Genomic DNA, 13,726 nt, shown 5'->3' on the forward strand with positions numbered 1-13,726 from the left:
ACTCAGAACTAGAGGGTAGAAATGGTCACTTCCGCGCGCGCCAAGAAGGTTAAACACAACGTCAGCGAAGGCGCCAAAGACGCTGCCGCAGCCGTTGCCACCAAAACCTCCACACGTTCCAGAGACAACGAACGTCCTCTGGTGGAAGACATCCGCCTGCTGGGCCGCATCCTGGGCGACGTGATCCGCGAACAGGAAGGCGTGGCCGCCTATGAGCTGATCGAGCAGGTGCGCAAGCTCTCCGTCAGCTTCCGGCGCGACGCCGACCCCGAAGCCGACAAGGCCCTCAAAAAGCTGCTCAAGGGCCTGTCGGGCGACCAGACGGTCAGCGTGATACGCGCCTTCACCTATTTCAGCCACCTGGCCAACCTGGCCGAAGACCGCCACCACATACGCCGCCGCGCCGTGCATGAGCGCGCGGGCGACACCCAGGAAGGCAGCATCGAAGTGGCGCTGGCCCGCCTGCGCTGGGCCGGCATCTCGACCCGCACCATCTCCAATACGCTGGCGCACAGCTTTGTCTCGCCCGTGCTCACCGCCCACCCCACCGAGGTGCAGCGCAAAAGCATCCTGGACGCCGAACGCGACATCGCCCAGCTGCTGACCGCGCGCGACGACATCAAGGCGCTGGCCCTGGCCCACAACGCCGCCAAGGACGCCCTCACGCCGCGCGAACTGGCCGCCAACGAGGCCCAGCTGCGCGCCCGCGTCATGCAGCTGTGGCAGACCCGGCTGCTGCGCTTTTCCAAGCTCACCGTGGCCGACGAGATCGAGAACGCGCTCAGTTATTACGAAGCCACCTTTCTGCGCGAAATCCCCAAGCTGTACGCCAACCTCGAGCGTGAACTCGGCAACCAGCCGGTGCACAGCTTTTTGCGCATGGGCCAGTGGATAGGCGGCGACCGCGACGGCAACCCCAACGTCAGCGCCGAGACCCTCAACTACGCGCTGAGCCGGCAGGCCGAGGTGGCGCTGCGCCACTACCTGACCGAGGTCCACTTCCTGGGCGGCGAGCTTTCGCTGTCGGCCATGCTGGTCGATTTCAGCCCCGAGATGCGCGCCCTGGCCGAAAGCTCGCCCGACACCAGCGAGCACCGCAAGGACGAGCCCTACCGCCGCGCCCTGACCGGCGTCTATGCCCGCCTGGCCGCCACGCTCAAGGAGCTGACCGGCGGCGATGCCGCGCGCCACGCCGTCGCGCCGCAGAACGCCTACCTGAAGTCCGAGGACTTCCTGGCCGACCTGCGCACCATTGAAGCCTCGCTCAAGGCCCACCACGGCGAGGCCCTGATCGCCCAGCGCCTGCACCCGCTGATACGCGCGGTCGAGGTCTTCGGCTTTCACCTGGCCACGGTCGACCTGCGCCAGAGCTCCGACAAGCATGAGGAAGTGGTGGCCGAGCTGCTGGCCGCCGCGCGCATAGAGCCCCACTACGGCAAACTCGACGAAGCCGCCAAGCGCGCGCTGCTGGTGGGCCTGCTCAACGACGCGCGGCCGCTGCGTGTGGTCGGCAGCGCCTACTCGGCCCATGCGCAAAGCGAACTCGCGATTTTTGAGGCCGCCCGCACGGCGCGCGCGCGCTTCGGCAAGGAAGCGATACGCCACTACATCATCAGCCACACCGAAACCGTCAGCGATTTGCTCGAAGTCTTGCTGCTGCAAAAAGAGGTCGGCCTGATGCACGGCACGCTGGACAGCAACGCGACGAACGATTTGATCGTGGTGCCGCTCTTCGAGACCATAGAAGACCTGCGCAATGCCGCGCCCATCATGCGCGAGTTCTACGCCCTGCCCGGCATCGCCCAGCTGGTCAAGCGCAGCGGTGCCGAGCAGGACATCATGCTCGGCTACTCCGACAGCAACAAGGACGGCGGCATCTTCACCAGCAACTGGGAGCTTTACCGCGCCGAGATCGCGCTGGTCGAGCTGTTCGACGTGCTCGCCAACTCGCACAACATCCAGTTGCGCATGTTCCACGGCCGCGGCGGCACCGTGGGCCGCGGCGGCGGCCCCAGCTACCAGGCCATCCTGGCCCAGCCCCCGGGCACGGTGCGCGGGCAGATACGCCTGACCGAGCAGGGCGAGGTCATAGGCTCCAAATACGCCAATCCCGAGATCGGCCGGCGCAACCTGGAAACCCTGGTCGCCGCCACGCTGGAAGCCACGCTGCTGCAGCCGACAAAACCCGCGACCAAGGCCTTTTTGCAGGCCGCGGCCGAACTCTCGCAGGCCAGCATGGCGGCCTACCGCACGCTGGTCTACGACACCCCGGGCTTCACCGAATATTTTTTCAGCGCCACGCCGATACGCGAAATCGCCGAACTCAATATCGGCTCGCGCCCGGCTTCGCGCAAGGCCTCGCAAAAAATCGAAGACCTGCGCGCCATTCCCTGGGGCTTCAGCTGGGGCCAGTGCCGCCTCACCCTGCCCGGCTGGTACGGCTTCGGCTCGGCCATCGCACACATGCTGGGCCAGGGCGGCACACCCGCCGCGCGCAAAGAGGCGCTGGCGCTGCTGCAGAAAATGTACAAGCAGTGGCCCTTCTTCCGCACCCTGCTCAGCAACATGGACATGGTGCTCGCCAAGAGCGACCTGGCCCTGGCCTCGCGCTATTCCGACCTGGTCGGCGACGCGCGCCTGCGCAAAAAAATCTTCAGCGCCATCGAGGCCGAATGGCACCTCACGGCCGACGCCCTGGCCCTGATCACCGGCGAAAAACAGCGCCTGGCCGGCAACGCCGCGCTGCAGCGCTCCATACGCCACCGCTTTCCCTATATCGACCCGCTGCATCACCTGCAGGTCGAGCTGGTGCGGCGCTACCGGGCTGGTCAGGCGGACCAGCGGGTGCAGACGGGTATTCATATTTCGATCAACGGGATCGCGGCCGGGCTTCGGAATACGGGTTAGGGGCCGGGTCTTGCTCCGGCGGGGGCGCTCTCTGCCTCCTCATCCTCCTCCTTCCTCTTCTTAGTTCTGCTGGCCGGGAGTGGCCCGGCGGCCAGTAACTTTCTTTTGCTTCGCCAAAAGAAAGTGAGTTGCCGCCGGGCAACCCCCGGCCAGCAGGCCTCAAAAGAGGTCGCATCGGCATCAACGACGCCACCCGCGCCGGGTTAGCAAACGGTAGGGGTATTCGAGAAGCGCATACTCCCCCTGTTGTGTAGGCTTTGTCCTAGACAAACTCCAGCGTCTTCCGATGGCACCTTGCGGTGCCGGGTCTTAGCATGGTGCTAGAAGCTGTTCATGGCTCCGTCTGGATCGTGAGCAGCTTCTTGAACTCGGAGCAATGCCGCATTCCGCACGCATTGCCCACCCCAGCCCGGAGCGCAAAATCATGACCACTTTGGAGATCATGGCCGACACACCGTCGGCCATTCATAACGATTTTGTTTCCACCGACGCCGCCGACCTGGCGTCGCACATGGACCAGTGCGCGCATTCGCGCGGCCGTTTCTTTACGCTCCAGAGCGGGCTGCAGTCCGCGCATTCGGTGGTCTCGCCGCGCATCGTGACGGTCGCGCTCATCATGGCGATCTGTGTCGGCTTGCTTGCCTTAGCCTGAGCGTGTGACTACGCCGGTCATCGAGCGGCTGGACACCTTAAGCGCCTACGCCCGGCACCTTCTCGCCTCCCCCCGCGGCGACATACAGCAACCCATACGCGCCGAACTGTTCGGCGCCCAGCGTTTTGAGGAACACGGCCGCAGCCTGGCCGCGGCGCAAAGCGTGCTGCCCGCCGGCAGCGCCGGCGCCGGCCCGCCGTTTTTCCCGCGCGTGCAGGAAAACATCGCCGCCATACGCCTGGCCTACGACTACATCGCGCTGACGTCCCGCAGCGGCCATTACGTCACGCCGGCGGCCGAATGGCTGCTCGACAACTTCCACCTGGTCGAGGCGCAGCTGCAGCAGATCCAGGACGGCGTGCCGCACCGTTACTACGCCGATCTGCCCAAGCTGGCCGACAAACCGCTGCAGGGCCTGTCGCGCGTCTACGGCATCGCCTGGGCTTATGTGGCCCACACCGACAGCGTGCTCGACCCCGTCCTGTTCACCGCCTTCCTGCACGCCTACCAGGAAGTCAGCGAGCTCAACCTCGGCGAACTCTGGGCCCTGCCCACCACCCTGCGCGTGGTGCTGCTGGAAAACCTGCGCCGCATGGCCGACCGCATCGCCTGGAGCAAGGTCGCGCGCGAGGTGGCCCACGCCGCCTGGGACAAGGCCGAAGCGCTGAGCCTGCGCGAGCTCGACGAGCTGCTGGCCTTGATGCAGGCCCACGGCCTGGAGCGCAGCTACCTGACCCAGCTCTGGCAGCGCATGCCGGCCGGCCACCCCGAGCCCGACGCGCCGCCACCCCTGCCGCTGGTGCGCTGGGCCGCGCAGCACTGCACCGACGGCCTGGGCATGATAGGTGAAGGCCAGACCGTGCAGGTGGCCGCCAACCTCACGGTCGGCAACATCATCACCACGCTGCGGCTCATAGGCCAGGTCGAATGGGCGGAGCTGATAGAGCCCGTGAGCCACTCGCTGCAGGTGCTGCGCCGCCTGCCGAGTTTTTCGCGCGAAAGCGAGGTCACGCGCCAGCAGATCACGCGCGCCATGGAAAGGCTGGCGCAGCAGGCCGGCAAGTCCGAACGCGCCGTCGCCGAAGCCGTGCTGGCCGCCGCACGCCAGCCCAACAACTCCATGGTGGCGCGCACCGCCGGCTACTACCTGATAGGGCCGGGCCGCCCGCTGCTCGAAGCCGCGCTGCGCCCGTCCGCCGGCCCGCGCAAGCCCCTGCCGCCCGCCCAGACACCGCGCGCCTGGCGTTTGCCGCTGTTCGCCGCGGCGTGGTTCGCCGGCACCGCCGCGCTGCTGGCCTGGGCCGCGCATCCGCTGGCCGCCCTGCACTGGACCGGCTGGGTGGCGGTACTGCTCATGGCCTTGCCGGCCTCGGAAGCCGTGGTCGCGCTGATGCACCGGCTGATCGCCGAGTCGACCCGCATACAGCCGCTGGCCCGCCTGGACTTCGGCGCCGGCATCCCGCCCGAGCACCGCGTGCTGGTGGTGATTCCCTGCATGCTCACGTCGGCAGCGGCCAACGCAGAACTGGTGCGCCGGCTGCAGCTGCACTGGCTGGCCAGCCGCGAAGCGAACGCGCAGTTCGCGCTGCTGAGCGATTGGGCCGATGCCGACACCGAGCGCGCACCCGGCGACCAGGCGCTGTTCGACGACGCGCTGGCCCGGCTGCGCGCCCTCAACGCCAGCTACCCCGCGGCCCAGGGCCAGCCCGCGCGCTTTGTGCTGCTGCACCGGCCGCGCAGCTGGTCGGCCACGGAGCGCTGCTGGATAGGCTGGGAGCGCAAGCGCGGCAAGCTCGAGATGCTGCTGCGGCACCTGGCCGAACGCGCGGCCTCCCCCTTCACGCCGGCGGGCACCGAGATGCGGCTGGCCGAAGGCACGCCCTATGTGCTGACCCTGGACAGCGACACCGGCCTGCCCGCCGGCGCCCTGCGCGAGCTGGTGGCGATTGCCGCCCACCCGCTCAACACGCCGCAGGTGGACCGCAAGAGCCGGCGCGTCATCGCCGGCTACGGCATCCTGCAGCCGCGCGTGGCCACGCCCTTGCCGGCGCGCCGCGAGCGCTCGCCCTTTCACACCCTGTTCGCCGGCCAGCGCGGCCTGGACCCCTACAGCAGCGGTACCTCCGACCTCTACCAGGATGTGTTCGGCATGGGCAGCTTCACCGGCAAGGGGCTGCTGCATGTGCAAGCCGTGCACGCCGTGCTGGACCAGCGCCTGCCCGAAGGCGCCGTCCTGAGCCACGACCTGCTCGAGGGCAGCATCGCGCGCTGCGGTTATGCCGGCGACGTGGTGCTCATGGAGGAGCAGCCGCACCATGCCGGCGTGGCCGCCTCGCGCGTGCACCGCTGGACGCGCGGCGACTGGCAGTTGCTGCCGCTGATGCTGCGCGCCCCAAGCTTCGGCATAGATGCCCTGGGCCTGTGGCGCATGGCCGACAACCTGCGCCGCTCGCTGGTGGTGCCGGCCGGCTTCGCGCTGCTGGCCTGGGTGGTTTTCACCGGCGCGCTGCCGCCGGGAACGGCGATCGCCTTCACCTTCCTCGCCTTCCTGGTCGGCCCATTGACGGGCGCGCTCGCCGGGCTGGTGCCCACACGGCGCGGCATCGCCTGGCTGCATTTCTTCGACATCGGCATGCGCGACGTGGGGCGCGCCCTGGCGCAGGCCCTGTGGCAGTTCAGCCAGCTGGCGGTGCAGGCCGCGCTGCTGCTGGACGCGATCACGCGCGCGCTCTGGCGCATGGCCGCCAGCCGGCGCCGCCTGCTGCAGTGGACCACCGCGGCCCAGGCCCAGGCCTCGGCGCGCTATACGCCGGGCGCTTTTGTGCGCGGCCATGCCGGCGTATCCGCGCTGTGCCTGGCGCTTGCCGCGGCCGCCTGCTGGAGCCCGCACCCGCTCATGGGCCCCGCGCTGTTTGTGCTCTGGGCCCTGGCGCCGCTGGCCGCGTGGTGGGGCAGCAAACCCAAGGCGCCGGACCCGGGCACCGTGCCCAGCGACCAGGACCGCGACTACCTGCTCAAACTGGCGCGCCAGACCTGGGGCTTTTTTGAGCGCGTCGTCGGCCCCGAGGACCATCACTTGCCGCCCGACAACCTGCAGATGGAGCCCGAGCCCACGCTGGCCCACCGTACCTCGCCCACCAACATAGGCCTGTACCTGATGGCCGCGGCCTGCGCGCGCGAGTTCGGCTGGATCTCCACCGCCGAGATGGCCGCGCGCCTGGCCGCCACGCTGGACACCGTGGAGGCCCTGCCCAAACACAAGGGCCATTTGCTCAACTGGTATGAAACCCGCACGCTGCAGGTGCTGCCGCCGGCCTATGTCTCCACGGTCGACAGCGGCAACCTCGCGGGCCACCTGCTGGCGGTGGCGCAGAACTGCCGGCTGCTGGCCGGGCAGCCGGACACCGCCGGGGCCGAATCCGCAACGCTCATGCAGCTGGCCGGGCGCTGCGAGCGCCTGTGCATGGCCATGGACTTCAGCGGCCTTTACAGCGCCAAGCGCCACCTGTTCCACATCGGCCTGCGCGTGCACGAGCAGGCGCTGGACGCGAGCTATTACGACCTGATCGCCTCCGAGGCGCGACTGACCAGCTTCCTGGCCATCGCCAAGGGCGACGTGCCGCGCCGCCACTGGCAGGCGCTGGGCCGCGCCTTCCTCACGGTGGGCGTGACGCCGGGCCTCAAATCCTGGTCGGGCTCCATGTTCGAATACCTGATGCCCTCGCTGGTCATGAGCGAACCCGATGAAGGCTTGCTGCATGTCTGCGGCCTGGCCGCAATCAGGGAGCAGCAGGCCTATGGTGAATCCCAGGGCCTGCCCTGGGGGGTGTCGGAATCGGCCTATTTCGCGCAGGACCACACGCTGGCCTTCCAGTACTCGCCCTTCGGCGTGCCGCGCCTGGCCCTGCGCCGCACGCCGCCCACAGACCGCGTGGTCGCGCCCTATGCCAGCATCATGGCCGCCCAGTTCATGCCGCGCCAGGCCGCGGCCAACCTGCGCCGGCTCGAGCAGCGGGGCGCGCGCGGCGAGTACGGTTTTATCGACGCGCTGGATTTCACCGTCGCGCGCCAGCCCGGCGCGCAGGCCCTGAGCCTGGTCAACACCTTCATGGCGCACCACCAGGGCATGTCGCTGGTGGCGCTGTGCAACCTGCTGTGCGACGAGGCGCCGCGCCGCTGGTTCGCCTCGGCGCCGCTGGTGCAGTCCTTTGACTCGCTGCTGCACGAAAAAACCCCGCGCCAGATCATCGAAAGCGCCGACCCGCGCGCGCTGCCCGAGCCCGAGGACGCCGCCGAAGCCCGGCTCTACCATTCGCGCGCGGTCGATCCCGCCGCGCCCGGCTGGCAACCCACGCAGCTGCTGTCCAACGGCCGCTACAGCGTGGCGCTGCGCGCCAACGGCGCCGGCGTCAGCCGCTGGCGTGCCGGCAACAGGACCTACAACATCACGCGCTGGCGCGACGACCCGCTGCGCGACGCCTGCGGCAGCTTCATCTACCTGCGGCTCGCCGGCCAGGACCGCGTCTCCTCGCTCACGCAGCACCCGGCGCCGCACCCGGACTGGCGCTACCAGGCCACCTTCCTGGCCGACCGCGTGCAGTTCGAGATGGCGTCAAGCACGCTGGAGGCGACGCTCACCGTGCTGGTCAGCCCCGAGGACGACACCGAACTGCGCACCGTCAGCTTGCGCAACGTCTCGGATGCCGAGCTGACGCTGGAGCTCGTTTCCTGCTTTGAGGCCGTGTTGACCGACCCGCGCGCCGACGAAGCGCACCCGGCGTTTTCCAACCTCTTCGTGCAAACCGAGTGGCATTCCGAATGGCGCGCCCTGCTGCTGTCGCGCAAAGCCCGGCTGCAGGGCGACCCGGCCATGGCGGTGGCGCATTTCCTGGCCGACTCCGAGGCCAACGTGCGCGCCATCGACTTCATCTCGGACCGGCGCGCCTTCCTGGGCCGCAACCGGGGGGCCGGCGAGCCGGCCCTGCTGGCCGAAGCCCACGGCGAGGGCGGCGCGCCCATCAACGGACTGGACCCGGTGGCCGGCCTGCGCGTGCGCATACGCATTCCCGCCGGCGGCCTGGCCCGGCTCAGCTTTGCCACCGCCGCCGCGGCCGACAAGGACGAGCTGGCGGCACGCATCGACAAATACCTGCAGCCCATGCACGTGGAGCGCGCCACCCGCATGGCCGCCACCCTGGCCCAGGTGCGGCTGCGCGACCTGGGCGTGGGCCCCGGCGAAAACGCCGCGCTGCAGGACATCAACACCGCGCTGATGTACAGCTGTGCCCGGCCGGCGGCCGGGCGCGGCCTGATCGACCAGCGCCAGCTCTGGCGCTTCGGCCTGTCCGGCGACAAGCCCATCGTGCTGGTGCTGATCCACTCGAGCGACGGCATGGCGCTGGTCCAGGCGCTGCTGCGGGCCCAGCCCTGGTGGAGTTTTTGCGGCCTGGCCGCCGATGTGGTCATCCTCAACAGCGAGGCCAACGCCTATTTGATGCCGCTGCAGCGCGACATCCTCGCGCTGCGCGACCGCACGCTGCAGCAGGCCGAGAACAGTTTCCCGCGCAGCGACGCGGGCGGCTTTTTCCTGCTGCGCGAGCAGGAGATCGTGCCCTCCGAAAAAGCCGCGCTGACCGGCCTGGCCCGCCTCATCCTCGCGGCCGACGGCCGGCCGCTGGAGCAGCAGGCCGGCGCCCTGCAAGCCTTGGGCGGCGCGCCCAGCCGCGCCGGCGCGGCCCCAATACCGCCGAGCCCGCGGGCGGCGCAGCTCCCGCAAACGCCGCAAGGCCGCTTTGACCCGGCCAGCGGCGAATTCCAGTTCGAGGCCGATGCCCTGCACCGCCCGCCGCGGCCCTGGGTCAACGTGATCGCCAACGCCTCCTTCGGTTTCCAGGTTTCAGAAACCGGCACCGGCTACACCTGGGCCGGCAACAGCCGGCTGCACCAGCTCACGCCCTGGTCCAACGACCCGGTCACCGACCCCAGCTTCGAGCACTACCTGCTGCAGGACCTGGACACCCAGCAACTGTTGCCGCTGGGCGCCTCCACCGAGCCCGGGGCATCCTGCCGCGTGCGCCACGGCCAGGGCTACAGCGTGTTGGAGCGCCTGCACGGCACGCTCAAGGTGCAGGCCACCTGGTTCGCCGACCTCAAGGACGCCGTCAAATGCGTGCAGGTGCAGCTGCACAACCAGGGAAGCGACGTGCGCCGCCTGCGCGCCCTGGCCATGGTGGAGTGGCAGATGGGTGCGGCACGCCATGAACGCCGCACCGTACACACCTGGCGGGCCAAAGACGCCGAACTCCATGCCGTCTTCGGCCAGCAGCGCGAAAGCCGCGCCGGCTTCGGTGGCAGCACCGCCTTCCTGGCGCTGGCCGGTTTGCCGCAAGCGCCGCAATGGACTTGCGACCGCAGCGAGTTTTTTGACGCGGCCGGCCGGCTCGCGCCGCCCGCCACCCTGGGCCGCAACGCCGCCGGCGGCATAGACCCCTGCGCCGCGCTGGCCGGCGACTTCAGCCTGCAGCCGGGCCAAAGCCTCACGCTGAGCTTCGTGCTGGGCCACGCCGGCGATGCGGCCCAGGCCGGGGATCTGGCCCGCGCCTGGCAAGGCCGCGACACGCAGGCGGCGCTGCAAGAGGTCAAGGCCTGGTGGGCCGGCCTGCTGGGCAAGGTCCAGGTGCGCACGCCCGACCCGCTGTTCGACGCGCTGGTCAACCGCTGGCTGCTGTACCAGACCCTGGCGTCCCGCCTGTGGTCCAAGGCCGGCTTCTACCAGGCCGGCGGGGCCTTCGGTTTTCGCGACCAGTTGCAGGACGCCATGGCCTTTGCCCTCACCGACCCCGGCCGCCTGCGCCGGCAGATCCTGCTCAACGCCTCGCGTCAGTTCCCCGAGGGTGACGTGCAGCACTGGTGGCACGCCCCCGGCGGCGAAGGCGTGCGCACGCATTTTTCCGACGACCTGCTGTGGCTGCCCTATGCCTGCGCCTGGTATGTCGCGGTCACCGGCGACGCGGCCATCCTCGACGAGCAGATCGCCTTTATCGACGGCCCGGCGATTCCCGAAGGCGCGGAAGATGCCTATTACGCGCCGCAAGCCAGCGCGCAAAGCGCCACGCTGTTCGAACACTGCGCGCGCACGCTGGACCGCAGCCTGTCCATCGGCGCCCACGGCCTGCCCCTGATGGGCACCGGCGACTGGAACGACGGCATGAACCGCGTGGGCCATGAGGGCCGCGGCGAATCGGTGTGGCTGGCCTGGTTTTTATGCCGCGTGGTGCAGGACTTCGAGCCGCTGGCCCGCGCGCGCGGCGACACCCGCCGCGCCGACAGCTGGCTGGCCGCGCGCCAGGGCTGGATCGGCGCACTGCACAAGGACGGCTGGGACGGCGCCTGGTTCCGCCGCGCGTTTTTCGACAACGGCGCGCCGCTGGGCTCGGCCGCCAACAGCGAATGCCGCATCGACCTGATCGCCCAGGCCTGGGCCGTGCTCTCCGGCGCCTCCAGCGACGAATTCACGGTACCTGCGATGCAGGCCATGAATGATCAGCTGGTCGACCACGAGGCCGGCCTCTTGCACCTGCTCACGCCGCCGCTGCAACACTCGGCCAACAACCCCGGCTACATCCAGGCTTACCCGCCCGGTGTCCGCGAGAACGGCGGCCAGTATTCACACGCCGCCGTCTGGGCCATGATGGCCCAGGCCGCCACCGGCGACGCCGAGGCCGCGTGGGAGAGCTTCCAGGCCCTGAGCCCCGCCCACCGCGGCGCGCACCCGCAGCGCGGCCCGGCCTACGAGCTTGAGCCCTATGTGATGGCCGGCGACATCTACGGCACCGCGCCCTATGTGGGCCGCGGCGGCTGGAGCTGGTACACCGGCTCGGCCGCCTGGCTGCACCGCGCCGCGCTGGAAAACATCCTGGGCCTGCGTGTGCAGCAGGGCGAACTCTCGCTGGCCCCCTGTGTGCCGGCGCACTGGCCGTCGTTTGAGATCGCCCTCAATGTGCAGGGCCATGCGCTGACGGTTCGCTGGCAGCGTGAAGGCGCTGCGGCTCAAGACGACTTTCAGGCTGACCGCGTGGTGGCGCCAGGCCAAGTGTTGCAGCTGGCGGAGTTACCGGAACACACACGGTTGCTGGTGCAAGCGGCGACCTGATCCGCGACGCGATCAGCTGCTGATGGCGTTCGTAAACATCAGCCAGTTGCCAAATGGGTCGCTGATGAACATATTCATCAAAACCCCTTGCCCTCCAATTCGATTGCCCGCCTCTTGAACGCTCGCTATCGTGCGCCCTCCACTTAGAGGATGTACCTTGAAGAAAGAGCCACCTAGAATTGTCCGATGCACAAGGGCGATTGGCCCGTCCGCAAGCCCGACAAAAATTTCACCCGAGATCAGGGCGAAATGCCATTCAATTGGTACCGTGGTCGGTATCCCCGCAATGAATATGAAAGATAAGAATGGGTAATCTGGAAGATGTATTCGGAGTCAGCGGGAAACTTGTAGCGAGCTATATAGAAAGGCCGCATGTTGACGATAACTTCAATGACGCGCTCCGCACTGATAAACAAATAATTGTGTACGGCGCGTCAAAGCAAGGGAAAACGGCGCTGGTCAAGAAATATATTGACTACGACAACAACATAGTAATAAGCCTGTCTCCGCGCACGACTCTAAAAGACATATACCAATCCATTCTCCGAAAATCAGACGTATCGCTAAAAACGTCTTACTCCGAAGGTACGGGCGATGCCAGCAAGGTGAAAGGGAAAGCATCCATACAGGGTGCAGTGGCACTTATCCTCAAAGGGGAAGTTGAAGCGGGGATAGAAAAAGAAAGAAATACGAAACTAGAAGACAAGTACGAGGAAATTGAATTCAACCTTGAGTTGCCTGATGACGTTGCGGATTTAATTACCCGAGTTGGAAACAAGAAGGTAGTCATCCTGGAAAATTTTCATTATTTGCCGGAAGATTTACAACGAGCTTTTTCCTATGATTTGCGCACTTTTCAAGACCTCAAAATAAGATTCATCATTCTTGGAATATGGAAAGAGGCAAACAGGCTTGCGCAATACAACGGAGAGCTGCAGGACAGAATACTGGAGGTTCCAGTTGAACCCTGGAGCGACGAAGATTTCAAACGGATTGCCGACAAAGGAGCGTCAATTCTGAACATATCCTTTGCTGATTCAATCATCTCGGACTGCATCAGCAACGCTTTTCACAGCGTAGGGGTATTTCAAGAATTACTCAAAACAACATGCCAGGAAAGCGGCGTGTCGAAGAGTTCCTTTGACAAAAAAAGCATTGATGATCCATCGGCATTTCAAAGAGCTGTGGCAAGAAAAACAGAGGAATATTCCGGCCGTCACCTGAGGAATCTTGAGGCAATCGCATCGGGCAATGGCGCACTCATACAAAAAGACGCGCCTCTGCCATATTTTTTGCAGTACTACATAGTGATGCACATCCTTGGAATCGGTTTCGAGGGATTTAATGGCGGAATTAGCAAGGAGGCACTCATGCACTCCATCAAGCAAATTCACCATCGAAAAGACGACCTGAAGGGCTCACAACTCACCGCCGTACTCAAGGGCCTGACGGAAGTTCAATCCAGCAAGGGCATTAGCCCACCGGTCATAGCTTATGACTCAAACTCCAGACAACTCAAGGTCGTTGACTCTACGTTCTACTTTTTTCTAAAGAATGCAAACCTGAAAGAAGTCATGGATGAAATTGTTTGTCCCATGGATGAGTTCGAAAAATAATCTATCCATGATTCAACTCATCTAGCTTTTTAGCAAAGCAGTTGCATCTGCAACACACGAGTGCTCTCGACGCTCCCGTGACATTGAAGCCCGGCGCCGCGTGGAGAGTTCGCGCGCCTGCGGACAGCATCGCGGTTGTATTCCAAGCCGGGGGCACTGGTGGTGCCGCTGTCGCCCGTGTCAGTCAGGCCGGGTTGCGGCCCAGGGCCTGTTTCTCTCGGACTCGGGCCTTCTAAATCCCATGACAAGAAGAAAGCCTCCCCCGAGCCCACCCATTCCCACGGCCATCGGAGCCCAAAAATAGACTGTCATTCCCATTAACCACCCCACCAGATCGGCGTAGTTTTTCGGAACGAGCCACGCCAAATTCGGCGGTGCCTCGCCTCGCATCACAAGCCG

Annotated in this window: 4 protein-coding genes; all 4 read left to right on the forward strand. The window is 66.4% G+C overall.

Annotated features, from left to right (window positions below):
• Positions 1-21: 21 nt before the first annotated feature.
• Positions 22-2,907, forward strand: a complete 2,886-nt coding sequence (ppc, locus tag AC1D09_RS13375; RefSeq protein ID WP_477664094.1) for a phosphoenolpyruvate carboxylase — start codon at positions 22-24, stop codon at positions 2,905-2,907.
• Between the two features lie 424 nt (positions 2,908-3,331).
• Positions 3,332-3,559, forward strand: a complete 228-nt coding sequence (locus tag AC1D09_RS13380; protein WP_477661167.1) for a hypothetical protein — start codon at positions 3,332-3,334, stop codon at positions 3,557-3,559.
• Between the two features lie 4 nt (positions 3,560-3,563).
• Positions 3,564-11,711 (forward strand): glycoside hydrolase family 94 protein, encoded by an 8,148-nt coding sequence (locus AC1D09_RS13385; RefSeq protein WP_477661168.1) that lies wholly within the window; start codon positions 3,564-3,566, stop codon positions 11,709-11,711.
• A 305-nt stretch (positions 11,712-12,016) separates the two neighbouring features.
• A complete protein-coding gene (locus AC1D09_RS13390) occupies positions 12,017-13,327 on the forward strand; it encodes a P-loop NTPase family protein (protein ID WP_477661169.1) in 1,311 nt (436 codons plus the stop codon).
• Positions 13,328-13,726: the final 399 nt, after the last annotated feature.

Source organism: Polaromonas sp. P1_A2 (assembly GCF_056406895.1).

Bases quoted from the DNA above. Each gene is read 5' to 3' on its own strand.
- ppc (WP_477664094.1), top strand. From the start codon at position 22: ATGGTCACTTCCGCGCGCGCCAAGAAGGTTAAACACAACGTCAGCGAA.
- AC1D09_RS13380 (WP_477661167.1), top strand. From the start codon at position 3,332: ATGACCACTTTGGAGATCATGGCCGACACACCGTCGGCCATTCATAAC.
- AC1D09_RS13390 (WP_477661169.1), top strand. From the start codon at position 12,017: ATGGGTAATCTGGAAGATGTATTCGGAGTCAGCGGGAAACTTGTAGCG.